Source organism: Pseudomonas sp. RP-B7, from assembly GCF_059803535.1.
Window position 1 is genome coordinate 41,615 of record NZ_JAPFHC010000031.1, and the last position, 24,122, is coordinate 65,736.

Below are 24,122 nucleotides of genomic sequence, written 5' to 3' on the forward strand. Positions count from 1 at the left end.
GCTAGATAGTTAGCGCGGCGCTCGATGCCTCAGAAATTCTCGCGAGGGTTGAACGCGGCTTTTTTAGCCAGTTCCTGCCACAGGGAGATTGTCTCGTCGTCGGCCGTCTTAGGCATCACGGCCTTGAGCTGGATAAACAGATAACCGCGTTGCCCGCTCTTGTTCAGCAACCCATGGCCCTTGGCACGCATGCGCTGGCCGTTCTGGCTGCCGGCAGGCACCTTGAGGTTGATCTTGCCGGTGAGGGTCGGCACCGCAACTTCCGCACCCAACGCCAACTCCCACGGCGCCAGCGGCAGGTTGATGATCAGGTTTTCGCCATCGACCTCGAACTTCGGATGCGGCGCGAACTTGATGATCAGGTACAGATCACCGTTGGCACCACCGCCAATGCCCGGGGCACCCTGGCCCTTGAGCCGAATGCGCTCACCGTCGGCGACGCCGGCGGGGATCTTCACGTTCAGGCTCTTGGTGGTGTTGCTCACATGACGGCCCGAGGCGTCGTATTGCGGCACCTGGAAGCTGATTTGCTTGGACTCGGTAGAGAGTGTCTCTTCCAGGAACACCGACAGCTGCATCTCCACGTCCTGGCCCTTGCGCCCGGCAGGACGGCGCTGACCGCCGCCGAAACCATCGCCGCGCGAACCGAAGATCGAACTGAAGAAGTCCGAGAAGTCCTCGCCGCCGCCACCGCCGCCAAAGCCGCCACGGCTCTGCCAGCCCGGTGGCCCCTGGAACGGTTGGCCATGCTGGCCGTATTTGCGCAGCTCGTCGTATTCGGCGCGCTTGTCGGCGCTCTTGAGCGCTTCGTAGGCTTCGGACGCGTCCTTGAACTTGGCTTCGGCGTCTTTTTCCTTGCTTACGTCGGGGTGATATTTACGCGCGAGCTTGCGGTAGGCCGCCTTGATTTCCTTGTCGTCGGCCGTCGGCTCTACGCCCAATATCTTGTAGTAGTCTTTGAAATCCATCGGCGGTTCACCATCCTTAATCGAGATCGCACAGCCCGGGGCACAACGTGCGCAGCTTTGCACCTGTTGAGTCTTGTGGCCAGGGGGTGCGTCAAAGTGTTATCGGCATTCACCGTATGCAGCAGATGTGGGGGCGAATCCCGCACTTTCAAGGCGTATTTACAGATAGCCGGCCTACGCATCCGCCGCCGACTGGCATACACTGCGCGGCCGTTTTTCGACCGGAACCCGATAGACATGAACAACCCATCCCCAGCCCGTGCCTGCGGCATCGACTTTGGCACGTCCAACTCCACCGTCGGCTGGATCCGCCCCGGCGAGGAGACGCTTATTGCGCTGGAGGACGACAAGATCACCCTGCCGTCGGTGGTGTTCTTCAACTTCGAGGAACGCCGCCCGGTGTACGGTCGCCTGGCGCTGCACGAGTACCTGGAAAACTACGAAGGCCGCCTGATGCGCTCGCTCAAGAGCCTGTTGGGGTCCAAGCTGATCAAGCACGACACCAGCGTGCTCGGCACCGCGATGCCGTTCACCGACCTGCTGGCGCTGTTTATCGGCCAGCTCAAGAGCCGCGCCGAAGCCAACGCGGGCCGTGAGTTTGAAGAAGTGGTGCTGGGCCGCCCGGTATTTTTCGTCGATGACGACCCGATGGCCGACCAGGAAGCCGAGAACACCCTGGTGGACGTGGCGCGCAAGATCGGCTTCAAGGACATTTCGTTCCAGTACGAGCCCATCGCGGCCGCGTTCGACTACGAGTCCACCATCCAGAAGGAAGAGCTGGTACTGATCGTCGATATCGGCGGTGGTACGTCTGACTTTTCCCTCGTGCGCCTGTCGCCGGACCGCCGCCACAACGACAACCGCCAGAGCGACATCCTCGCCACCGGCGGCGTGCACATCGGCGGTACCGACTTCGACAAACAGCTCTCGCTGAACGGCATGATGCCGCTGTTCGGCTACGGCAGCCGCATGAAGAGTGGCGCCTACATGCCCACCAGCCACCACATGAACCTGGCGACCTGGCACACCATCAACTCGGTGTACTCGCAAAAATCCCAGTTGGCCCTGGGCAGCATGCGCTACGACATCGAAGACACCGGCGGCATCGACCGCCTGTTCAAGTTGATCGAACAGCGCGCCGGGCACTGGTTGGCCATGGAAGTGGAAGAAACCAAGATCCAACTGACCCACGAAGACAGCCGCCACGTCGCGCTGGACCGCATCGAACCAGGCCTGAGCGTAGACCTGAGCCGCGCACTGTTCGAGTCGTCCATCGATACCTTGCTGGAGCGTGTGCGCGGTAGCGTGACGCAGTTGCTCAACGACGCTTCGGTGAGCGTGGCGCAGGTGGACACGGTGTTCTTTACCGGCGGTTCCAGCGGGATTCCGGCACTGCGCCACAGCATTTCGGCGATGTTGCCGAAGGCGCGGCATGTGGAAGGAAATATCTTTGGCAGTATCGGCAGTGGTCTGGCGATTGAGGCGAGCAAGCGGTACGGCTACTGAGTTTTAGCTGAAAGACTGCGGCGCGCCCTTCGCGAGCAAGCCCGCTCCCACATTTACGGTGTTTACACATTTAGACTTGTGAACACAGTCAGCGTGGGAGCGGGCTTGCTCGCGAAGAGGCCAGCCCAGGCGACACAAGCCTTAAACCATCCCTCCAAGCTTCAACTCACTCTTGAGATACGCATAATAAATCGGCCCCGCCACCACCCCCGGCAAGCCGAACGCCGCCTCGAACACCAGCATCGCCAACAACAGCTCCCACGACTTGGCGCTGATCTGCCCGCCGACGATCCGCGCGTTGAGGAAGTACTCGACCTTGTGGATCACGATCAAATAGCCCAGCGCCGCCACCGCCACCCAGATCGACAGGGACAGCGCGACGATGGTGATCAGCGTGTTGGACATCAGGTTGCCGATCACCGGCAGCAGGCCGAGCAGGAAGGTCAGCACGATCAGGGTCTTGGTCAGCGGCAGGTGAATCCCGCACAACGGCAACACCACGGCGAGGAATACGGCGGTGAAGGCGGTGTTGAGCGCGGCGATCTTGATCTGCGCGAAGACGATGTTGCGAAAGGCCTGGACCAACAGGTGCAGGCGGTCGAACAGCGCGGCGGCCAGGGGTTTGCGTTTGGTCAGGTCGGGCACGCGCTGTAGGGCGATGATCGCGCCGAGCACCATACCGATCAGCAGAGTGACGAACATGTGGGCGGCATCCTTACCCACAAGCTGCAGTTCGCTCAGGTGCTTGCTCATCCAGTCGCCGATGGCCACGCGGAATTCGGCGGCACTGGCGGGCAGGTAGGCGTCGATAAACGGCGGCAATTGGCCGCGCGCGCGGTCGACCACACCCATGAATTTGTCGAGGGAGGCCCCGGGGTTTTCCGCTTCGTGAAGCAGGAAGCTGATGGCCCCGGCAAAAATCAGGGTCAACACGCTGACGATCAAAGTGCCGAGCAAGGCCACCGCCAACCAGCGCGCACGCCGGCCTTCGATCAGCCGTTGCAGTTGGGGGGTGAGCATGTTGACCAGTTCATACACCAACAGGCCGGCCAACAGGCTGGGCAGCAGCTTGAGCGGCAGCACCAGCAGCAAACCGCCGAAAATGATGATGTAGCTGGCCAGCAACAACACAGGACGCTGAGAAAACGTTGGCATACAGCCTCAAAACAAACGGCGTTAAAGGATGGGCAGTCTGCCAGCCTTGAGGGAATCAAGCGAGAGCTCTGAAAATTGTGAACACCGTCAATGTGGGAGCGGGCTTGCTCGCGAAAGCGGTGTATCAGTCGCCAGATTTGTTGACTGACCCACCGCTTTCGCGAGCAAGCCCGCTCCCACAGGGTATGTGCGCTGTCAGTTGCCTTTGAGGCAAGTGCTCATAAAGGTCTTGCGCGCATCGCCAGTCAGCGCCTTGGTCTTCGCCGAGGCATTGCAGTCTTTCATCTTCTGCTGCTGCGGCGTCAGGGTCTTGGCGTCATTGGCCGCCGGGGCCGACAGGCAGGTTTTCATGAACGCCTTGCGTTCGTCACCCTTGAGGGTCTTGGTGGTGGCTTCGGCGTTGCACGTGGTCATTTTGTTTTGCTGGGCGGTGGCGGCAAAGCCCTGGGAACACAGCAGCAGGCCCATCATCAACAACGGAATTCGCAGCATCTTCATGGAGTTTTCTCCCTGTTACCGTACCGAGGGGCACGGCCTACCCTGCAGTGTAGTCAAACCCTGTTACATCTTCACCCACCACGAATCGTGGTCCGCCGGTACTGCTCCGGGGTGCAACCGGCGTGGCGTTGGAACATCGCAATAAAGGCCGAGGCAGTGCTGTAGCCCAGGTCGAAGGCCACGTGTTGCACGCTGTGTTCGCTGTTTAGCGCCTCGATAGCCGCAAGGTAGCGCAGACGCTGGCGCCATTCGCCAAAGCTCATGCCCAACTCGCGCACGAACTGGCGCGCCAGGGTGCGTTCGCTGACGTGCACGTGCGCCGCCCAGTGGGCCAGCGGGCGGTTGTCGCCGGGGTCGGCCTGCATGCCTTCGAGCACACCGAGCAGGCCGGGGTGGCGGGCGTAGGGCAAGAAACAATTGTGGATCGGCGCCTGCTTGAGTTGGTCCACCAGCACCTGGGCCAGGCGGATGTCGGCTTCGCTCTGCGGGATGTTCACGTCGCGCCGGGCGAAGTCGCTGAGGATCGCCTTGAGGATGTCGCTGATCGCCAGGGTGCAGGGTTGCTGCGGCAGTTGCGCGCAGAGCGCCGGAGCCAGCCCCACCGAGTGGTAGACAATCGCCTCGGCGTTGTAAGAACTGTGCTCGGTGTGCGGCGGCACCCACACCGCGTACTGCGGTGGCGACATAAAGCGATTGCCGGCCACTTCCATACGCATCACGCCGCTGGCGGAGTAATCCAGCGAACCCCAGCCGTGCCGGTGCGGGGTGCATTCGGTGTCGGGGGCAAAATCCGAATAGCGGAAGTACACCGGGCTCGGCAGTTGGGGGAAATCCGGGAGGCGTACGTTGTGCTTGGCCATGTTGTCTGGATACATCAGTCATTTGTCCGGATCGCAGTATAGGCTGCGATCCAGACAAGGGATAATCGCCCCTCATCAACACACCTGGTTTCTTTCAATGCAATACGCGTATCCCCTGCTGGCCATCTTCATTTGGGCCGGCAACACCGTGGTCAACAAGTTGGCCGTGGGTTCGATCTTCCCCTCGGAGATCGGCTTTTACCGCTGGCTGCTGGCGGCAATGCTGTTTACCCCGTTCATGCTCAAACCGGTGCTCGCCCACTGGGCGCAGATCCGCCCGAACCTGGGCAAGATCGGCATCCTTGGCGTGCTGGGCATGGCGGTGTACCAAAGCCTGGCGTACTACGCCGCGTCGCTGACCACGGCGACCAACATGGGCATCATCCTGTCGCTGATGCCACTGATGGCGCTCACCGCGGCGATCATCAGCCTCGGCCAGCGCCTGACCTACGGCGCGCTCACGGGGGCCGTGCTGTCGTTTGCCGGGGTGGTCGTGGTGGTGTCGTCCGGCAGTCTTGGTGCGTTGCTGCAGCATGGGGTCAACCTGGGCGATGCGATGATGCTGGTCGCCACCCTGGCCTACGCGGTCTACAGCACCTTGCTGAAAAAATGGCAACTGCGCCTGCCGCCACTGGTGTTGCTGTACTTGCAGGTGCTGGTGGCGGTGGTGGTGCTGTTTCCGCTGTTCGTGTTCTCGGAAAAGGCCGGGCTGGGCTGGGCGAATATTCCGCTGGTGTTGTACGCCTGCCTACTGGCTTCGATGCTGGCGCCGCTGGCGTGGATGCACTCGGTGAAGACCCTGGGGCCAAGCCGAACCACGCTGTTTTTCAATTTGCTGCCGTTGATCACGGCGCTGATTGCGGCGGTGGTGCTAAAGGAAGAGCTGGCGCTGTATCACTTGGTGGGGGGCTTGCTGACACTGGGCGGGGTGATTTTGTCGGAGCGCTGGACCACGCCGGTCAGAGCGGCCTGAACGCGATCAAAATGTGGGAGCGGGCTTGTGTGGGAGCGGGCTTGCTCGCGAATACGGTGTAACAGTCGCCAGATTTGCTGCCGACCCGCCGCTTTCGCGAGCAAGCCCACAATTGGACCGAGTCAACTGTTTAGACCCCGGCGGCCTTGAGCCTTTGGGCATGTTCGGTAAACAACCGGATCGGCTCGGCCCCCTTGCCCACCAGGCCGAGGGACTGGTTGACGATGTCAAAGTGGTCCAACGGAAAGTCATCACCGATCACCAGCCCCAAGTGTGAACTGTAGCGCCCGACCATGCCGTCGCACTGGCCCTTCTCACGAACAAAGCTGCGGGCGAACAGGCGACAGCTGCGGTTCGTGCCATCGAGCAGGTTGCGGCCGCGGTCGGTGATGCCCGGCTGCAAGGTGCCGGACCACGAGTAATAACGCACCCCGTTGACCACCTCATCGCCGTGCCCGCCCCAGGTCTCGGGCAATCCTTGCGGGTACTGACGATTGAACAGCGCCACCCCGGCGCTAGTCAGGGAATGGTGGGAGGCCTGTAAATCCGCCTTGAAGCGCGGCCCGCGATAGCCGGTTTCCAGCACACCCATTACCCACGCCGCCAGATGAAACAGGGCGCTGATGATCCGCCCTTTCACGCCGTCGATGGGGTAATGAACCTGGATATGGTCGGCCAGTTCCGAGCCATGGTTCGGCCCGGCCACCGAGGTCACCGAGGCCACCCATTCCGGACGCTGGGCCGCGGCATAACGGGCGGTCAACGAGCCCTGGCTATGACCGATCAGGTTGACCTTGTCGGCGCCGGTCTCCCGGCGAATACGCTCGATCTGCACCAGCAACTGCTCGCCGCGCACCTCGCTGGAGTCCAGCGGCGCCACTTGCACCGCAAACACCTGCGCGCCACCCGCGCGCAATGCCGGGACGATACCGTACCAGTACGGGAACCACCCCAAACGCACAAACCCAAGCATGCCGGGCACCAGGACCAGGGGGTAACGCGTGGCTAACGACTGCGGCATGGTGCGAACGTCCTCGAACCTGATCACTTGAGCGCCAGCCTAACCCAGCCTCAAGTCGCGCTGATGACGCCCGGGGTAAATCCGATAAAACTTTTTGCTTGGTCCGGGACTCACAACTTCGAGCGATCACGCCGACAGAGCGTGGCGCAAAACCGGATTAGCACCAGGAGATTGAGATGACTGAAGCACACCTGACAGACGTTGCAACCCTGCGCAGCCGCGCGCGCCAAAACGTCGAAAATGGCGCCGTGACCGAAGGGTATGACGCCGACCGCGAAGAAATCATCCGCCTGCTCAACGCGTCACTGGCCACGGAGCTGGTCTGCGTGCTGCGCTACAAGCGTCATTACTTCATGGCCAGCGGCCTCAAGGCCTCCGTCGCCGCCGATGAGTTCCTCGAACACGCCACCCAGGAAGCCGAACACGCCGACAAACTCGCCGAGCGCATCGTGCAGTTGGGCGGTGAGCCGGAGTTCAACCCGGACCTGCTGTCGAAGAACTCCCACGCGCAGTACGTGGCCGGCAAGGACCTGAAGGAAATGGTCTACGAAGATCTGGTAGCAGAACGGATTGCGGTGGACAGCTACCGCGAGATCATCCAGTACATCGGTGATAAAGACCCGACCACACGCCGGATCTTCGAAGACATCCTGGCCCAGGAAGAAGAACACGCCGATGACATGGCGGATATTCTGCAAGGTCTCTAACAGGCAACACCTAACAGTGTGGGAGCGGGCTTGCGCGCGAATCCGGAGTATCAGTCAACTTACATGTGGCTGACACACCGCATTCGCGGGCAAGCCCGCTCCCACATTTTTGGCTTCGGTTTGTGCCGTTAGCCCTTCACCGTTTTCGGCGCCTTGCCCTCTTTCATCTGCTGCAACAACGGCGCGCACTGGTTCGGCACATCGCCGCTGGGTGCCACCAGCGCCAGCAAGCCGGCCGCCGGGGCAACGATCACGCCCAAAGCCACCATGCCCGCGCCGCGCAACATCAGTGGGACCGCCTTCACGCCAGCGTTGGGCTTGATGAACGGCCCGTTGACGTACAACGGTGACCGCAGGGAGAACAGGCGAAAGCCCTTGGATTCCGGGGTGATGATCAGATCCAGTTGCTCGGTGGCCATGTTGGCGGTGCCATCGATGTAGATGATCGCGTTCTCGGTATCGAACACAAACAAGCGCGTGGTCGCCAGGCCGTTCTTGACGCCGAAGTCCGCCGCGGCGCAGTTGATCTTCACTTCCTTGTCGCCGAACAGGCGGCCGACCACGTAGTTACCGACGTTGAGCCCGGCGATTTCCATCAGGCCACGGCTGATCGCGCCGTCGTTGATCAGCATCTTCAGGTCACCGTTGGAACTGCCCAGCAGCGCCGCTACGGAGTTGCCGCGCCCGGCGATATCGGCGTCGCCGTTGAGTTCGCCGAAGCTGGTTTTCATCGGTTCGAAGGTCGGGAACAGTTGCTTGAGCTTGAAGTTGCGCGCCGTGAGTTTGGCGCGGCCTTCCATGGGCGTGATGCGCCCGTTCAGGCGGATCTGCGCGTCGAGCTTGCCGCCAGCCACGCCGAAGCGCAGGGGTTCGAGGCTGAGTTGGCCATCGTTGAGTAACACGTGGGTGTAGAGGTCGGTGAAGGGCAATTCGGCGCTGTGCACGATGCGTTTGCCGGTGAATTCCACGTCAGCATCCATGTCACGCCAGCGTTCGGTGCGGAACTCTTCCACCGGCAGCACTTTGGTCGCGGGCTGTTTGCTTTCGCCGCCACGGGCCTTTTGCTTGGCGTTGGAGTCGGCGCCGATCAGCGGTGCGAGGTCGGTCATCAGCAGTTGGTTGGACACCAGCGCGCCGCTCAGCTTGGGGCGTGGCTGGCTGGCGACATAGGCGAGGTTGCCGTGGATGTCGCTGTTGCCGATCTTGCCGTTGAAGTTGTCGTAGCTGAATGATGCGCCGCTGGCCTCGTGCAGCCTGGCGATCAGGCGGCCGTCGGTGGAGTAGGCTGGCGAGTCCGGCAGGGTCACGCCGGTCAGCGGGTACAGATTGCCGAGGCTGGCGCCGGCGAGTTTCAGGCGCAGGTCGAGGGCGCCGAGGTTGAGAGGGTCGGTCAGGGTGCCGGCCAGGGCGATGCTGGTGTCGGCAATCCTGACTTGGGCTTGCAGCGGAAACGGCTTGGCCGCGTCCTGCAAGGCGAGCAGGCCGCCGATCTTGCCGGTGCCGTCGAGTTTCTGGCCGTGGTACTGGCCTTTGACCTTGAGCGCGAACGCATAGTCCTGGGGCGCCGAGCCTTTTTCCAGGGCCTTCTTCGCATCGGCGTCGCCGACGATTTCGCCGAAGGGGATGGGTTTGCCCAGGGGATCGATGATCACGTCGAGTTGGGTCTTGAGGGTTTGGTCGTCGAGGGTCACATGGCCCTTGTCGAAGCCGATGGCGCCGATGTCTACAACCCAGTTGGAGGGCTCGGCGTTGGGGTCTTTAGGGTCGAACTTGAAAGTCCAGTTGGCGCGGCCGTCGGCCAGGCGCTGCAACTCGGCGCTCGGCTCGGTGAGATCGATACGCGGGATCACCACGCGCTGCACCAGCAAGGCCAGGGGCGAGATGCGCAGCTCGACCTTTTTGAGGCTGACCATCTGCGGTTTTTTTGACCAGTCGGGGTTGCCAAGGCTCAGGTCTTCGGCGATCACGTGCGGCCAAGGCACCCAGGCGCGCCAGCCGCCTTCATCGGGTTCACGCGCCCACACCACTGCCAGGTTGCCGTTGATGGCGAACGGGCGGTGCAGTTCTTCGGAGACCTTGGCGTTGATCTGCGGCTTGAGCCGGTTCCAGTCGAAGAACACCAGCACCAACACCGCCACGGCGATTAATAGAGCGAAGCTGGTACAGCTCCAAGCGACGATTTTGCGCGTGCGCGTCATTGCACAGGACTCCTGAATACGACCGGCTGGGTGACAGCCGTTTAAGACAGCTTATAGGACTACGACTGGCAAACCGCGCGGGGGTTTAACCGGATCGGCCATTTGCCAGGAAAAAGGCGTTTTTCTGACCATCTCGACAGATTTACCCCTATGTCGGCGCACCATTGTTACCCGTGCACGTGTCGAAAATACCCACCCCGGTGCAAAACCGCGGGCTTGAGAGGTGCGGTCTAGAGCCATCTCTTGGAACAATCAATTCTGTTGATTATTACCATTGTGTTTATGAACTTTTATATCGAGTTATCAAGAGTAGCATTAGCCCTGTACCCACTTTATCGCCCTCCCAAGGAGCAACCCATCATGAAACGCCAAGTACTCGCTACCGTCCTGTTGTCCGTCCTGGCTTCCAGCGCTTTCGCCCTGCCAGCTGCCGAACAGGCCATCCCACAGAACAAAGCACAAGCCGTCCAGTCCAGCCAGACCCTGGCTCGCAGCGGCTCGCAAGAAGAAGAAAACCGTGACTACGCCAAAGGCATTGCTGAAGGCGGCGCTGAACAAGCCAACGACCGTGCTTACACCCAAGGTGTTGCCGAAGGTGGTGCTGAACAAGCCAACGACCGTGCCTACACCCAAGGCGTCGCTGAAGGTGGTGCTGAACAAGCCAACGATCGCGCTTACGCCCAAGGTCTTGCCGAAGGTGGTGCTGATCGCCTGAAAGAACTGCACGAAGCCCAGAGCTAAGCCCGTGGTGGCCGAGAAAAAAGCCCGATCTGTCGATCGGGCTTTTGCTTTCCTGTAGACCGCATCACGCAGTACCCCGCCAAGTTCGACGCCAACAGAGCTGGTTTGCTAGAGTGCGTCGCTGTACTTGCCGACTAAGCCCGCCCGCCATGCTGCCCCGCGCCGAACAGAAGCAACAGACCCGCCTCGCCCTGATGGACGCTGCTCGCCATCTGATGGAGTGTGGCCGTGGGTTCGGCAGCCTGAGCCTGCGTGAAGTGGCCAAGACCGCCGGCATCGTCCCCACAGGTTTCTATCGCCACTTTGCCGACATGGACCAGCTTGGACTCGTGTTGGTCAGTGAAGTCGGCCAGACCTTTCGCGCCACCATCCGCCTGGTGCGCCACAACGAATTCGTGATGGGCGGCATTATCGATGCTTCGGTGCGCATCTTCCTGGATGTGGTCGCCGCCAACCGTTCGCAATTTTTGTTTCTCGCCCGCGAGCAATACGGCGGCTGCCTGGCCGTGCGCCAGGCCATTGGCGCCTTGCGTGAAGACATCACCCGCGACCTGGCCGCCGACCTGACATTGATGCCCAAGCTGCAACACCTGGACGGCGAAGGCTTGCACGTGATGGCCGACCTGATCGTCAAAAGTGTGTTCGCCACCCTCCCCGACATCATCGACCCGCCCGCCCAGGCCCTGCCTGCGCACCTCACGCCCCAGGCAAAAATCACCCAACAGCTGCGCTTTATCTTTATCGGCCTCAAGCATTGGCAAGGGCTGGGCAGCACCGAGTAACGCGGTCACCCCGCCGAGTGGAAACGCTTGGCAGTCGTGTAGTTCCTGTTCCAGTAGTTGTTGCTCAGCGAGTCGATGCGCACGGTCTTGCCGGTGCGCGGCGAATGGATGAACTTGCCCTCACCGATATACAGGCCCACATGGCTGACCTGGCCACGCCCGTTGCCGCTGAAGAACACCGCATCGCCGGGTTTCAAGGCATTGCGCGGGATGGTCGCGGCCGTCGAACGGTGCATCGCCGCCGTGGTGCGCGGCAGCTGGATATTCGCTTCGGTCTTGAACAGGTAGACCAGGAAACTGCTGCAGTCGAAGCCCTGCGTCACTGAGTTTCCGCCATATTTATAGGGCGTTCCCAACAGCGCGTGGGCGCGGTCGACCACATTGTTGATGTCCGCCTTGCTGAACATAGGGCGGGGCTGGAAATTGGCTGACGCGGTAGAGACGGAAAAAGACAGGCTGATAAAAACCAGACACAAAAATGACTTGATCATGATGAACGTCGCAGTGGATTAAACACGGCGCGAAGCCTAATCAATCACCCTGCAACACCCTGAACGGCGAATCCCCAAGCCATGTAGGAAAAATCTCAAAACGCCCGCAACAAGTGCGCTATAGCAATCAATGCACCACATCGGCGCACACCAAAATTCCCACCACGCCCTGTTTCGTGGCGCCATCGTGCCTGCCTACAGGCAATTCCTACTCGCTCCCGGGGTTGGCAAGCCCCTTGCTCTAGCACTGTCATCGCTCATTGCTGGAAGCCTTCTGATGCTGGTGATCCACCGCCGAATCGCCCCCCAAGCCCTCTGGGCCGCCGAGTTGCTGCTGAATTTCGAAGCCCGCAGCAAAAGCCGCCTGCGCTGTTTCAGTGCCGACGGTGAAGACGTCGGCCTTTTTCTGGAGCGCGGTCAGCCACCGCTGCACGACGGCGAATTCCTACAGGCTGAAGACGGACGCGTCGTACGCGTCTGCGCCCGTCCTGAACAACTGCTGCATGTCACCTGCAGCAGTGCCTTTGAACTGACCCGCGCCGCCTATCACCTGGGCAACCGCCATGTGGCGCTGCAAGTCGGCGATGGCTGGTTGCGCTTGCTTGATGACTACGTGCTCAAGGCCATGCTCGAACAACTGGGGGCCAGCACCGCGACCATCGAAGCGCCGTTCCAACCGGAACATGGCGCCTATGGCGGCGGCCATCACCACTCACGGCATGGCGACGAAGATTTCAACTACCCGCCCAAGCTGCACCAGTTCGGCGTGCGGCTATGAACCCAGCCTGGGCGCTGCTGCGTCTGGCCAGCCCGCAATTGCCGATTGGTGGCTACAGCTACTCCCAGGGCCTGGAGATGGCCGTGGACAACGGCCGGGTGCATGACGCGGGCAGCGCCAGGCGCTGGATCAGTGACCAGTTGCTGCTCAACCTGGCACGCTTCGAAGCACCGCTGCTGCTCGCCCATTGCCACGCCGCGGCACAGGAGAATTGGCCAGTGCTGGCAACCCTGTGTGAAGAGCACCGCGCCAGCCGTGAGACCCGCGAGTTGCATCAAGAAAGCCGGCAGATGGGTTATTCGCTGCAACAACTGCTCAACGGCTTGCCCGAACTGGACGACAGCGCGCGCGCCTTCCTTGAACAACGTGCCGAACCCCATCTCGCCCTGGGCTGGGCCCTCGCCGCCCGCGCCTGGGCCATCAGCCCCGCCGACGCCCTCGCCGCCTGGCTATGGAGCTGGCTGGAAAACCAGTTGGCCGTGCTGATGAAGACCCTCCCCCTGGGTCAACAAGCCGCCCAACGCCTGACCAGCGAACTGCTGCCGTTGCTGCAACAAGCCCAGCAGGACGCCACCCACATCGACCCCAACTATGTCGGCAGCGCCGCGTTCGGCCTGTCCCTGGCGTGCATGGCCCACGAGCGCCAGTACAGCCGCCTGTTCCGTTCCTAGGAGAAGCACTACATGAACACACAACCTCTGCGCGTCGGCATCGGCGGCCCGGTAGGTTCCGGCAAGACCGCCCTGACCCTCGCCCTGTGCCTGGCGCTGCGCGATCGCTATAACCTGGCCGTGGTCACCAACGACATCTATACCCGCGAAGACGCCGATTTCCTGGTGCGCAACCAGGCCCTCGCGCCCGAGCGCATCATTGGCGTGGAAACCGGCGGCTGCCCGCACACCGCAATCCGCGAAGATGCATCGATCAACCTCGAAGCGGTGGACCAACTCAACCGCCGCTTTCCCGGCCTGGACCTGATCCTGGTGGAGTCCGGCGGCGACAACCTGTCGGCCACCTTCAGCCCGGAGCTGTCGGACCTGACCATCTACGTGATCGATGTGTCCGCCGGCGACAAGCTGCCGCGCAAGGGTGGGCCGGGTATTTGCAAGTCCGACCTGCTGGTGATCAACAAGATCGACCTGGCGCCGCTGGTCGGCGCGTCGCTGGAGTTGATGAACAGCGACACCACGCGTATGCGCAACGGCAAACCCTTTGTGTTCAGCAACCAGAAAACCGGTGTGGGCCTGGAAGAAATCGTCGCCTTCATCGAACGCCAAGGCTTGCTGACCGCTGCCTGATAAACCACAAGGAGCCTGTTTATGAGCCTCAAAAAACTCTTCACCGCCGCCGCATTGCTGCTGGCCCCCGCCCTCGCCTTCGCCCATCCGGGGCATGGCGACAACGGTTTGATCGCCGGGATCAGCCACCCGCTGGGCGGCCTCGATCATTTGCTGGCGATGCTGGCGGTCGGTCTGTGGGCCGCGCAACAGCAAGGCGCGGCCCGCTGGGCACTGCCATGCACCTTTGTCGGCACCATGTTGCTCGGTGGCGTGCTGGGCTTTGAAGGCATGCAATTGCCAGCGATGGAAAGCGGGATTGCCGCTTCGGTGCTGGCCCTGGGCCTGGCGGTAGCGTTGGCGGTGCGGCCGCCGTTGTTCATGGCCGTCGGTGCAACAGCCTTGTTCGCCTTGTTTCATGGCGTAGCGCACGGTTTGGAGCTGCCGGACATGTCCAGCCCGTGGGCGTATGCCGCAGGTTTCGTGGGGGCGACAGCGGTGTTGCATGCGGCCGGGTATTGCGTGGTGCGCTTCCTGCCGGCGGCGGCTGCGCCGTTGGTGCGGATTGCCGGGGCGGCTTCGGCGGCGACGGGGGCCTGGTTGTTGGTGGGCTGATTCGCGGCGTTGATTCGGGCCTCTTCGCGAGCAAGCCCGCTCCCACATTTAACTGCGTTCTACCTTTGAAATACGCTCGAATGTGGGAGCGGGCTTGCTCGCGAAGGCAGCGGCACAAACAACAGATAACCCAAGCCTGCTACCATGCGCGCCTACACCCCTGCCGTGACGACGCCAGCCAATGCCCACCGCTCCAAGCTCCGCCCTGAATGCCGTGCTCAATCACTTCCACACCTTGATCGTGCCGCTCTGGCAAGGCCCAGGCTGGAATGCCGACCTCGCGCTGCCCTATGAAGCGCTGGACGCCGATCACCAACCGCTGCCCCCGCAGCGCTACCGTGCCATGGCGTGCGCCCGGCAGTTGTACCTGTTTGCCAACCTGATCGGCGAACCCGGCGCAGCGTTTGCCGAAGAGCGCGCGGCGGCGTTGTTCCGCTCTCTGCAACGGCATTTTCACGACGCCGAGCATGGCGGCTGGTTCTACAGCATCGACCCGGCCGGGCAGCCACTGGACAAGCGCAAAGACCTCTACACCCACGCCTTCATTATTTTTGCCTGCGCCCACTACTGGGCCAAGGTGCGCGAGCCGTTGGTGGAATCGGTGCTCAACGCCGCCCTGGCAGTGGTCGCCCAGCGCTTTTCCAGCGGCGACGGCCTCTACGAAGCGGTACTGGAGCGCAACTGGTCATCCCTCAAATCCGGCCCGCTGCAAAACCCATTGATGCACCTGGCCGAAGGTTTCCTCGCCACCCTCGCGGTGCGTGAAGACGCCGACGTGCAAGCCGCATTGCTGGGGTTGGCGACGGCCATGCAGCAGCGCTTCATCGACCGCCAGCATGGCGTGATGCTGGAGAAACCGCTGGGTGCTGTGGATAACTGGTTTGAACCGGGCCACCAGTTCGAGTGGTTCTTCTTGCTGGAATCGTCGGACATCCTGCGCGGTACGCCGTTGCATGCCTCGTTGACGCGGGCATTTGCCTACGCCGAGCTCAAGGGTGTGGATAACTTGAGTGGTGCTGTCAGCGGCATGCTGGCCCTCGATGGCAGCGTACGTGACGGGACCCAGCGCATCTGGGCCCAGGCGGAATACCTGCGGGCACTGACATTGCGGCCGGGTAGCGAGGCAGTGTTGCAGCGGCAACTGCTGGCGCTGCAACAACACTTTTTACATAGCAAAGGCTGGAATGAATGCCTGGATGCCCAGGGAGTGGTGAGTCGGTGGGATATGCCGTCAACTACGCCGTATCACTTGGCGACTTGCTATCAGGGCCTGATCCAGCATCTGGGCTGATCTTCAGGGCCTCTTCGCGAGCAAGCCCGCGCCCACATTTAACTGCGCTCTAGCGTTGAAATGCAGTCGAATGTGAGAGCGGGCTTGCTCGCGAAAGCTTCACCCCGGTCTATCTGCCCCTCACGCAATCCACTTGCGATCCCCGGTAAAACTGATGGTCAACCAGCGCGCCGCATCCGGTTTGCCGAGCCCTGTGGATATTTCTTCGCGCAGCCCATCCAGGGTCGCCACGTTATCCACCGGGTAATCCGCCGGCAACACCACATGAATCTCGATAAACCGTGCCCGTCCGTGCTTTTGCACGTAGGACACGTAATCGGCGAAACCATGCTTGGCCTGCGCCGTGTCCATCACTTCGCGCACCTTGTCGTCCAACTGGTCCGGGGCGATCCCCAGCACCTCGCGCAACGCCGGGCGCAGGATCTTGAACGCCGGCGCCAGCATGCTCAGGGCCAGCAGGATCAGGATCAGCGGGTCGACATACATCGCCCACTCATCGTAACCCTGGGACTTGAGCAACATCGCCGCCAGGAAACTGATCAGCAAGCCGATCGAGAGCATGGCGTCCACTAGCCAACTGATGTTGTCAAACTGGATCAGCGACGATTTCAGCGTGCGATTGCGATACCGCACATAGAAGAAGTAGGCGAATTCCAGCACGGTAAATACCGCCGCGTAGATGATCACCAGCCCCAACTCGATCTCGCGCCCGCCATTGATAATGCCGAACACACCGTTGAGAAACGCGTAGATGGCGATCAGCAACAGGAAACTGCCTTCGATCAACAGCACCATAGGCTCCAGGTGCCAATAGCCGAACTGGAAGCGTTCGTTGCTTTTCTTGGCGATCAGCTTGGCCGTGATCAGCATCAGCACCTTGATGGCGGTGGCGATCAGCGAGAAAAAGCCGTCGAACAGAATGGACTGGGCGCCGGATACCACACCCGTGACAATCCCGGCGATCGCGACTGCGAACATCAGGATGGTCGATTGTTTGAGCAGTGCCTGCTCACCTCGGTTACTCACATTTCCTCCCGTCAAAACCTTGAATCCACAGAGTGCGGAGGGGTTTTACCGGGTGGAGTGTACCTTATGTCGTATTTTGGCCGATTTGATGCCTTCGCGAGCAAGCCCGCTCCCACACTTGACCGCATTCCAAGGATGTACTCGATCAACCTGTGGGAGCGGGCTTGCTCGCGAAGCAGGCGGCGCGGTTTAAAGCCTTACTTGGCCCCACGCTCAATGGCAAACCCAGCCCAGGTCTGGCTCACTGGCATCAGTTCCAGGCGGTTGATGTTCACATGCGCTGGAGTGTTCATCACCCAGAAGATGGTGTCGGCAATATCCTGCGGCTGGATCGGCTCGGCACCCGCGTACGTCGCGTCATACCGCGCCTGATCGCCACCAAAGCGCACCAGCGAAAACTCGCTTTCACACAGGCCTGGCTCGATGTTGGTCACACGCACGCCGGTGCCTTGCAGGTCACAACGCAGGTTCAGCGAGAACTGCTTCACGAACGCCTTGGAGCCGCCATACACATGGCTGCCCGGGTACGGGTAGTTGCCGGCGATGGAACCGAGGTTGATGATCCCGGCACCACGGCCGTGGGCGATCAGACGCGGCAGCAGCAGGTTGGTGGTGGTCAGCAGGCCCTTGATGTTGGTGTCGACCATGGTCTCCCAATCGTCGAGGTCGCACTTGGGCGCAGGGTCGGTGCCCACGGCCAGCCCGGCGTTGTTGATCAGCCCGCGCAGCTTGGCGAACGACGGCGGCAGGTTGGCGATCGCCTCTTCCATGCCCTTGCGGTCACGCACATCCACTACCAGGCCGTGCACTTCGGTCTGCTCTGACAGCTCTTGCACCAATGCATTCAAGCGGTCGGCGCGACGGCCGGTGAGCACCAGTTTCCAGCCGGCTTGGGCAAAACGACGGGCACAGGCCTCGCCGAAACCTGAGGTTGCGCCAGTAATAAACAGCGTGTCGGACATGGTGTTCTCCTTGCGGGCATCGGGAAAAAAGTTGCCAGCAGAATGCCCGTACGCCGCCGCGGCGGCAACCGTTAAGCACACAACTCGACACACGCCTGATCAATTTTTAACCATATCTAGCAAAGCCTTTTAAACCGTGGCTTACAGCCATATGCGCGCAGGTTATCCACAGCTGCGCCCACAGTCTCTGGGGGCAAGTCCAAAACAGCCCAAGCCGCTGTATGCGTGGCTTTCAGAGGGTTTTAGAAAGTTTTTTGCTTGACCTCTGCGAGGGCGTATGTAGGCCCACTGCCAGCGGGGAAATTCGAACGATGGCTCCAGGCCAGTCATTCCGGCCTCTGCGGCTGTCTTTCCAGAGTTTAGTCACAGACTTATCCACAGGCCTCACGGACATAAATCAGTCATATACCTGTGTCTATAAACAGGTTGACAAAGCCCTCGACAGGCCGAGAAAAAGTCCTTGATCAAAAAACGACCATCGCGCTACAAGCCACGGTTTTAAAGGCCTTCAGCAGAGTACTACCACGTTACCCACAGCCGGTTCCACAGCAGGTGGGGACAAGTCAAAACTGTGACAAAACAGGGATTTGCGGCGGCTATATGTCGCGCTTTGGAGGGGAGCCAGATTTGTTTTCCACAATTTGGCGCCGGCCCTGTGGACACCATAAAAACAAAGGTGGGAGCGCGCTTTATGTGGGAGCTGGCTTGCCTGCGATGCAGGCACCTCGGTCTATCTGGTAAACCGAGGCGATGCTATCGCAGGCAAGCCAGCTCCCACACAAAGCGGGCTCCCACAGGAGGTTGCCGGTGTTGTTTAGGTCAGTGCCCGCCGAGGTAGGCGTTGCGCACTTCCTCGTTCACCAGCAGCTCTTTACCCGTGCCTGTCAGGCGAATCTCGCCGTTGACCATCACATACGCTCGATCCGACAAGCGCAGCGCATGGTTGGCGTTCTGCTCCACCAGGAAGATGGTCATCCCGGTAGACGCCAGCTCGCGCAACGTCGAGAAGATCTGCTTCACCACAATCGGCGCCAGGCCCAGACTCGGCTCGTCCAGCAGCAACAGCTTGGGCCGGCTCATCAGCGCGCGGGCGATGGCGAGCATTTGCTGCTCGCCGCCGGACATGGTCATGGCCCGCTGGTTACGCCGTTCCTTGAGCCGTGGGAACAACTCGAACATGCGCTGCATGTCTTCCTGGGCGTATTTGTCGCCAATCGGGATGGTGCCCATCAGCAGGTTTTCCTCGACGGTCATGTCGGGGAACACCCGCCGCCCTTCCGGCGACTGCGCGATGCCGTTGGAGGCGATGTAGTGGGACGACTTATGGGTAATATCGACGCCGTTGTACAGAATCTGCCCCGACTCGGCCCTTGGTTGGCCGAAGATCGACATCAGCAGCGTGGATTTACCCGCGCCGTTGGAGCCGATCAGGCTGACGGTTTCGCCTTCGTTGATGTGCAGCGAGACTTTTTTCAGGGCCTGGATCGGGCCATAGAACACGTCCAGGTCCTTCATTTCGAGGATAGGTCCGCTCATACCAACTCCTCTTCGTCAGCGCCCAGGTAGGCGGCAATCACTTTCGGGTCGTTGCGGATCGCATCCGGGCCGCCTTCGGCGATCACGTTGCCGTGGTCAAGCACCACGATGTGGTCGGAAATACTCATCACCATGCCCATGTCGTGTTCGATCAGCACCACCGTAAGGTCGTGTTCGTCGCGCAACAGGCGAATCATCGCGCTGAGGGCTTCGGTTTCCTGGGGGTTGAGGCCAGCAGCCGGTTCGTCGAGACAGATGATCTGCGGCCGCGTGCACATGGCGCGGGCGATTTCCAGGCGCCGTTGTTGGCCGTAGGAAAGTTCGCCAGCGAGGCGGTTGGCGCAGTCCACCAGGTCCACCACCTCCAGCCAATAGAAGGCGTGGTCGAGGGCGTCGCTTTCGGCCTTGCGGTAGCCCTTGGTGTTGAGGATGCCCGCGAGCATATTGCGGTTGACCCACATGTGCTGGGCCACCAGCAGGTTTTCCACCACCGACATTTCCTTGAACAGGCGAATGTTCTGGAAGGTCCGCGCCAGGCCAGCGCGGTTCACCAGATGGGTGCCGCCGAACATCTTGTAGAACACCCGGCTGAAAAAGCTTTTGGGCGACACGAAGTCGGTGGGCTGGAAGCGCTCGCCGAGCAGTTGGATCACGTTGGTGCGCTTGCCGCGCACGTTGAGCTCGATCTTGCCGCCGCTGGCTTTGTAAAAGCCGGTGAGGCAGTTGAACACCGTGGTCTTGCCCGCTCCGTTGGGGCCGATCAGGGCGAAGATCGAGTTGCGTTCGACCTTGAGGCTCACATCGCTCAAAGCCTTGATGCCACCGAAGTGCATCATCAAATGTTCCACTGAGAGGACGACTTCCTTGCTCATGGCGCTACCCCCTTGCGTGGTGTCACACCGGTCCGGCTGATGCGGATCAACCCGCGCGGTCGCCAGATCATCATCACCACCATCAACACACCAAACAGCAGCACGCGGTATTCGGAGAAGCTGCGCAGCAGTTCCGGCGCAACCGTCAGCACGAACGCGGCGATCACCACGCCCACCGTCGAGCCCATGCCACCCAACACCACGATGGCCAGGATCAGCGCCGACTCGAAGAAGGTGAACGACGACGGGTTGACGAAGCCTTGGTAACTAGCGAAGAACACCCCGGCAAGACCTGCGGTGGAGGCACCAATGGTGAATGCCGAGAGCTTGACCAGCACATGGTTCAGGCCCATGGAACGGCAGGCGATTTCATCTTCGCGCAGGGCTTCCCAGGCGCGCCCGACCGGCATGCGGGTCAGGCGGTGCTTGATGTACAGCACGGCCAGCACCACCAGGAACAGCACGATGTAGATGAACATGAACTTGATGTTGGGGTTGTAATCGATGCCGAAGAACTCGTGGAACGGAACCCCGCCGTCCTTCGCCTTGCGCCCGAACTCCAGGCCAAGGAAGGTCGGCGACGGCACCGGCATGCCGTTCGGGCCGCCAGTGAACGACAGCCAGTTGTTCAGCACCAACCGGATGATTTCACCAAAGCCCAGGGTCACGATGGCGAGGTAGTCGCCGTGCATTCGCAACACCGGGAAGCCGAGTATGCAGCCGGCCAAAGCCGCCGCGATGGCCGCCAGTGGCAGTACCGTCCAGAAACCCAGGCCGAGGTACTGATACCCCAGGGCCAGGCCGTAGGCGCCGATGGCGTAGAACGCCACGTAACCCAGGTCGAGCAGGCCGGCCAGGCCAACCACTATGTTCAGCCCAAGGCCGAGCAATACGTAGATCAGCCCGAGGATCACCACGGTCAGCAGGTATTTGTTGGCGAAGATCGGGAACACGATGGCAATCACGATCAGTGCCGGGATGATCCAGCGCAACCGCGACTTGTAGTCCGGCGCCAGCACATGCACACCCGAACCGCTGCTCTCGAAACCTTGCAGGACCTTGAGGCCCTTGGGCGTTTGCAGGAACAGGCTCAGGGCAAACCGGCCGACCATCACGATGGCGACCAACGTGGCCACGCGGGCCGGTTCCAGGTTGAAGCTATAGCCGTCGAGGACTACGCCGACGATCGGGCCGAACACGACCAGGGAAATAAGCCCGGCAAGGATCGTATCGACCACGCTTTTCTTGATATCGATGGGTTTGGCAGCAGACATGTTTACACCTTAGCCACGAGTGGGCGACCCAGCAGGCCCTGGGGACGGAAGATCAGAATCACCACCAGCAGGGAGAAACTGAACACGTCTTTGTAGTCAGAGTTGATCAACCCCGAGAACAGCGACTCGGAGATGCCGAGGATGATCCCGCCGAGCATCGCCCCAGGCAGGGAGCCGATGCCGCCGAGAACCGCAGCGGTGAACGCCTTGATGCCGATGATGAAGCCGGCATAGAAGTCGAAGGTGCCGTAGTTGAGGGTAATGAGCACACCGGCGAGGGCGGCCATGGCGGCCCCGATGACAAACACGTAGGAAATCACGCGGTCGGTGTTGATGCCGAGGATCGAAGCCATCTTGCGATCTTGCTGAGTGGCGCGGCACATGCGGCCGAGCTTGGTGTACTTGATCACGTAGGTCAGCAGGGCCATGCCCGCGAAGGCGGCGACCAGGATGAAGACCTTGGTGTACGTCAACTGCACGAAACCGGTGCCGATGTCGACACGCCAGGCCCCGGCCAGCAAGGTGGGAATCCCTTGTTGCTTGGCGCCCTGGGCGATCTGTGCGTAGTTCTGCAGGATCAGGGAGATACCGATGGCGCTGATCAGCGGGGCCAATCGGGTGGAGTTGCGCAGCGGTTTGTAGGCGACACGCTCGATGACCCAACCGTACACGCCGGTGACGACGACGGTGAAGATCAAGGTGCCGAGAATGAGCAGCGGGAAGGATTCAATGCCGAAGTAGGCCAGCAGGGCCAGAGTGATCGCCGCGAGGTAAGCGGAAATCATATAAACCTCGCCGTGGGCGAAGTTGATCATGCCGATGATGCCGTAGACCATTGTGTAGCCGATGGCGATCAGGCCGTAGACCGACCCGAGGGTCAGGCCGTTGACCAGTTGCTGCAGGAAAATACCATCCATAACGCAATCTCACGCGGTGAGCACCTGCACACCTGTGGGTGTGCGGCGCTTCTGGAGGAAAAGACAGATCTTGATCACAACACAGTCCCCCTGTGGGAGCGGGCTTGCTCGCGAAGGCGGGGTGTCAGAAACACATCCAGAGACTGACACGCCGCATTCGCGAGCAAGCCCGCTTCCACATTAGGTCCGCGGTGTTTGTACTTACTTCTGTTTTTCCAGCTGATGGTATTTACCGTCTTTATCCCACTGGTAAACCACGTAGTCGGAGATTTTCAGGTCGCCCTTGCCGTCCCATTCCTTCTTGCCCATGACGGTCTGGACCGGGTTGGCCTTGAGCCACTTGGCCGCGTCTTCGCCCTTGTTGGACTTGGCGCCGTTGAAGCCGGCAGCCAGGGCCTGGACCGAGGCGTAGGCGTAAAGGGTGTAGCCTTCAGGCTCGGTGCCGTTTTTGCGGAACTCTTCCACCACGGCCTTGCTGTCCGGCAGCAGGCGTGGGTCGGCGCCGAAGGTCATGTAGACGCCGTCGACGTATTGCGCGCCGCCAGCGGTGGCGACCAGTTCGTCGGTGACAATGCCGTCATCGGACATGAACTTGACGTCTTTCAGGCCGGCTTCACGGATCTGGCGAACCAGGGGACCGGCTTCCGGGTGCAGGCCGCCGAAGTACACGACGTCGGCGCCCAGGGAACGGATCTTGGTGACCAGGGCGCTGAAGTCTTTCTCGCCACGGGTCAGGCCTTCTTCCAGCACCGGCTTGACGCCACGCTTGGTCAACTGGGCAGCGGTGGCATCGGCCAGGCCTTTGCCGTAGGTGTCCTTGTCGTTGATGACGGCGACTTTCTTGCCCTTGAGCACGTCGACGATGTAGTCGCCCGCCACGATGCCCTGCTGGTCGTCACGCCCGCACATACGGAACATGGCGCCCAGACCGCGTTCGGTGACCTGTGGGTTGGTGGAGCCTGGGGTGATCGCGATGATGCCCGCTTCGTCGTAGACCTCGGAGGCCGGGATGGTGTTGGACGAGCAGAAGTGCCCGACCACGCCGATGACTTTGTCCTGATCGGCCAGGCGGTTGGCCACGGCTACGGCCTGCTTGGGCTCGCAAGCGTCGTCGCCGGCCACCAGGACGATTTTCTCGCCATTGATGCCACCGGCCTTGTTGATGGTATCGGCCGCCGCCTGGGCACCCTTCATGTACTGCTCACCGAAAGCGGCGTTTGCACCCGTCATGGGCCCCGCTACGCCAATCTTCACATCAGCTTGAACAAACGTAGAAACACCCAGGGCCGCTGCAACGGCGAGGGCAAGAAAACCTTTCTTGTAAAACGTCTGGGACATGAGTGGTGCTCCGATATTTTTGATTTTTGGCACTACAACTTGCGTTCAAACTTTCCACTGAAAGCCCAGAGCAAAGCGCGTGCCAGTAGGTTTTTATTCTTCAAAAAGACACGGTGTCATTGGAATTACAGGCGTTTCGGCTCCGTTCGTCAGGACGTGCAACCCTCTAGGATCAATAGGTGCAACCAATGAGCGAAAAAAGTACAACCCTGGCAGGTCGCACCTGCAACCAGGCCTATAAACGACAGTTCCTACAGCTGTAACAGGCTGCGTAACGGAACTGCACATTTACAGTGCGCGACTGCTACGACTTGCACCAATACAGATTAGTAGCCG

General features: G+C 61.0%; 24 protein-coding genes. 10 read left to right on the top strand and 14 right to left on the bottom strand.

The annotated features are described in order from the left end of the window. Positions 1-29 precede the first annotated feature (29 nt). Positions 30-968 (bottom strand): DnaJ C-terminal domain-containing protein, encoded by a 939-nt coding sequence (locus tag OPU96_RS23150; protein ID WP_498559763.1) that lies wholly within the window; start codon positions 966-968, stop codon positions 30-32. A 237-nt stretch (positions 969-1,205) separates the two neighbouring features. Here OPU96_RS23150 and OPU96_RS23155 point away from each other — a divergent pair, with 237 nt between their 5' ends. Continuing rightward, a complete protein-coding gene (locus OPU96_RS23155; protein WP_226455634.1) occupies positions 1,206-2,474 on the top strand; it encodes an Hsp70 family protein in 1,269 nt (422 codons plus the stop codon). Positions 2,475-2,615: 141 nt separating this feature from the next. Here OPU96_RS23155 and OPU96_RS23160 read toward each other — a convergent pair whose 3' ends face one another. The 3 genes from OPU96_RS23160 to OPU96_RS23170 all read right to left on the bottom strand — a co-directional run bounded on the left by OPU96_RS23160 (position 2,616) and on the right by OPU96_RS23170 (position 4,987). After that, entirely contained in the window at positions 2,616-3,629 is a 1,014-nt protein-coding gene (locus OPU96_RS23160) for an AI-2E family transporter (RefSeq protein ID WP_192300227.1), read from the bottom strand. A gap of 195 nt (positions 3,630-3,824) precedes the next feature. Continuing rightward, positions 3,825-4,127, bottom strand: coding sequence for a PsiF family protein (locus tag OPU96_RS23165; RefSeq protein ID WP_226455633.1), 303 nt, complete (start codon positions 4,125-4,127; stop codon positions 3,825-3,827). Between the two features lie 71 nt (positions 4,128-4,198). Beyond that, positions 4,199-4,987, bottom strand: coding sequence for an AraC family transcriptional regulator (locus OPU96_RS23170; RefSeq protein ID WP_226455709.1), 789 nt, complete (start codon positions 4,985-4,987; stop codon positions 4,199-4,201). Between the two features lie 97 nt (positions 4,988-5,084). Between OPU96_RS23170 and OPU96_RS23175 the strand changes: the two genes are divergently transcribed. Beyond that, positions 5,085-5,960 carry a DMT family transporter gene (locus OPU96_RS23175; RefSeq protein WP_498559764.1) on the top strand — a complete coding sequence of 292 codons (876 nt, stop codon included), beginning with the start codon at positions 5,085-5,087 and terminating at the stop codon, positions 5,958-5,960. Positions 5,961-6,090: 130 nt separating this feature from the next. On the opposite strand, the gene OPU96_RS23180 is transcribed toward OPU96_RS23175, so the two are convergent. Further along, positions 6,091-6,981: an esterase/lipase family protein gene (locus OPU96_RS23180; protein ID WP_498559765.1), complete on the bottom strand. Its 891-nt coding sequence runs from the start codon at positions 6,979-6,981 to the stop codon at positions 6,091-6,093. Positions 6,982-7,157: 176 nt separating this feature from the next. On the opposite strand from OPU96_RS23180, the gene OPU96_RS23185 reads away from it, so the two are divergent. Further along, a complete protein-coding gene (locus OPU96_RS23185) occupies positions 7,158-7,688 on the top strand; it encodes a ferritin-like domain-containing protein (RefSeq protein ID WP_192300231.1) in 531 nt (176 codons plus the stop codon). A 128-nt stretch (positions 7,689-7,816) separates the two neighbouring features. Here OPU96_RS23185 and OPU96_RS23190 read toward each other — a convergent pair whose 3' ends face one another. Continuing rightward, positions 7,817-9,886 carry an AsmA family protein gene (locus OPU96_RS23190; protein ID WP_498559766.1) on the bottom strand — a complete coding sequence of 690 codons (2,070 nt, stop codon included), beginning with the start codon at positions 9,884-9,886 and terminating at the stop codon, positions 7,817-7,819. Between the two features lie 360 nt (positions 9,887-10,246). Here OPU96_RS23190 and OPU96_RS23195 point away from each other — a divergent pair, with 360 nt between their 5' ends. Beyond that, positions 10,247-10,627 carry a hypothetical protein gene (locus OPU96_RS23195; RefSeq protein WP_192300233.1) on the top strand — a complete coding sequence of 127 codons (381 nt, stop codon included), beginning with the start codon at positions 10,247-10,249 and terminating at the stop codon, positions 10,625-10,627. A 149-nt stretch (positions 10,628-10,776) separates the two neighbouring features. Then, positions 10,777-11,409, top strand: a complete 633-nt coding sequence (locus tag OPU96_RS23200) for a TetR family transcriptional regulator (protein ID WP_192300234.1) — start codon at positions 10,777-10,779, stop codon at positions 11,407-11,409. Between the two features lie 5 nt (positions 11,410-11,414). Here the strand turns inward: OPU96_RS23200 and OPU96_RS23205 are convergent, their stop codons facing one another. Continuing rightward, a complete protein-coding gene (locus tag OPU96_RS23205; protein WP_226455629.1) occupies positions 11,415-11,900 on the bottom strand; it encodes a C40 family peptidase in 486 nt (161 codons plus the stop codon). 277 nt (positions 11,901-12,177) lie between these two features. Here OPU96_RS23205 and ureE point away from each other — a divergent pair, with 277 nt between their 5' ends. The 5 genes from ureE (at position 12,178) to OPU96_RS23230 (ending at position 15,861) form a co-directional block, all read left to right on the top strand. After that, complete coding sequence (gene ureE, locus OPU96_RS23210; protein WP_192300236.1) at positions 12,178-12,678, top strand: urease accessory protein UreE; 501 nt, start codon at positions 12,178-12,180, stop codon at positions 12,676-12,678. Further along, complete coding sequence (locus OPU96_RS23215; protein ID WP_498559767.1) at positions 12,675-13,349, top strand: urease accessory protein UreF; 675 nt, start codon at positions 12,675-12,677, stop codon at positions 13,347-13,349. The genes ureE and OPU96_RS23215 overlap by 4 nt, the downstream gene beginning before the upstream one ends. Before the next feature lie 12 nt (positions 13,350-13,361). After that, complete coding sequence (gene ureG, locus OPU96_RS23220; protein WP_017737493.1) at positions 13,362-13,976, top strand: urease accessory protein UreG; 615 nt, start codon at positions 13,362-13,364, stop codon at positions 13,974-13,976. Between the two features lie 21 nt (positions 13,977-13,997). Further along, positions 13,998-14,570 (top strand): HupE/UreJ family protein, encoded by a 573-nt coding sequence (locus OPU96_RS23225; protein WP_498559768.1) that lies wholly within the window; start codon positions 13,998-14,000, stop codon positions 14,568-14,570. A 181-nt stretch (positions 14,571-14,751) separates the two neighbouring features. Continuing rightward, entirely contained in the window at positions 14,752-15,861 is a 1,110-nt protein-coding gene (locus OPU96_RS23230) for an AGE family epimerase/isomerase (protein WP_226455626.1), read from the top strand. A 120-nt stretch (positions 15,862-15,981) separates the two neighbouring features. Here OPU96_RS23230 and OPU96_RS23235 read toward each other — a convergent pair whose 3' ends face one another. The 7 genes from OPU96_RS23235 to OPU96_RS23265 form a co-directional block, all read right to left on the bottom strand. After that, the gene (locus OPU96_RS23235) at positions 15,982-16,887 is read right to left on the bottom strand and encodes a cation diffusion facilitator family transporter (RefSeq protein ID WP_498559769.1); all 906 of its coding nucleotides are present in this window, start codon (positions 16,885-16,887) and stop codon (positions 15,982-15,984) included. A gap of 197 nt (positions 16,888-17,084) precedes the next feature. Then, positions 17,085-17,849: an SDR family oxidoreductase gene (locus tag OPU96_RS23240; protein ID WP_192300241.1), complete on the bottom strand. Its 765-nt coding sequence runs from the start codon at positions 17,847-17,849 to the stop codon at positions 17,085-17,087. Positions 17,850-18,668: 819 nt separating this feature from the next. Further along, the gene (locus OPU96_RS23245; RefSeq protein ID WP_192300242.1) at positions 18,669-19,385 is read right to left on the bottom strand and encodes an ABC transporter ATP-binding protein; all 717 of its coding nucleotides are present in this window, start codon (positions 19,383-19,385) and stop codon (positions 18,669-18,671) included. Further along, a complete protein-coding gene (locus OPU96_RS23250; protein WP_192300243.1) occupies positions 19,382-20,257 on the bottom strand; it encodes an ABC transporter ATP-binding protein in 876 nt (291 codons plus the stop codon). Before OPU96_RS23250 ends, OPU96_RS23245 begins: the two co-directional genes overlap by 4 nt. Continuing rightward, complete coding sequence (livM, locus tag OPU96_RS23255) at positions 20,254-21,531, bottom strand: high-affinity branched-chain amino acid ABC transporter permease LivM (protein WP_305391967.1); 1,278 nt, start codon at positions 21,529-21,531, stop codon at positions 20,254-20,256. The genes OPU96_RS23250 and livM overlap by 4 nt, the downstream gene beginning before the upstream one ends. Positions 21,532-21,533: 2 nt before the next feature. After that, complete coding sequence (locus OPU96_RS23260; RefSeq protein ID WP_192300245.1) at positions 21,534-22,448, bottom strand: ABC transporter permease subunit; 915 nt, start codon at positions 22,446-22,448, stop codon at positions 21,534-21,536. Positions 22,449-22,649: 201 nt separating this feature from the next. Further along, positions 22,650-23,786 carry a branched-chain amino acid ABC transporter substrate-binding protein gene (locus OPU96_RS23265; protein ID WP_305391966.1) on the bottom strand — a complete coding sequence of 379 codons (1,137 nt, stop codon included), beginning with the start codon at positions 23,784-23,786 and terminating at the stop codon, positions 22,650-22,652. Positions 23,787-24,122: the final 336 nt, after the last annotated feature.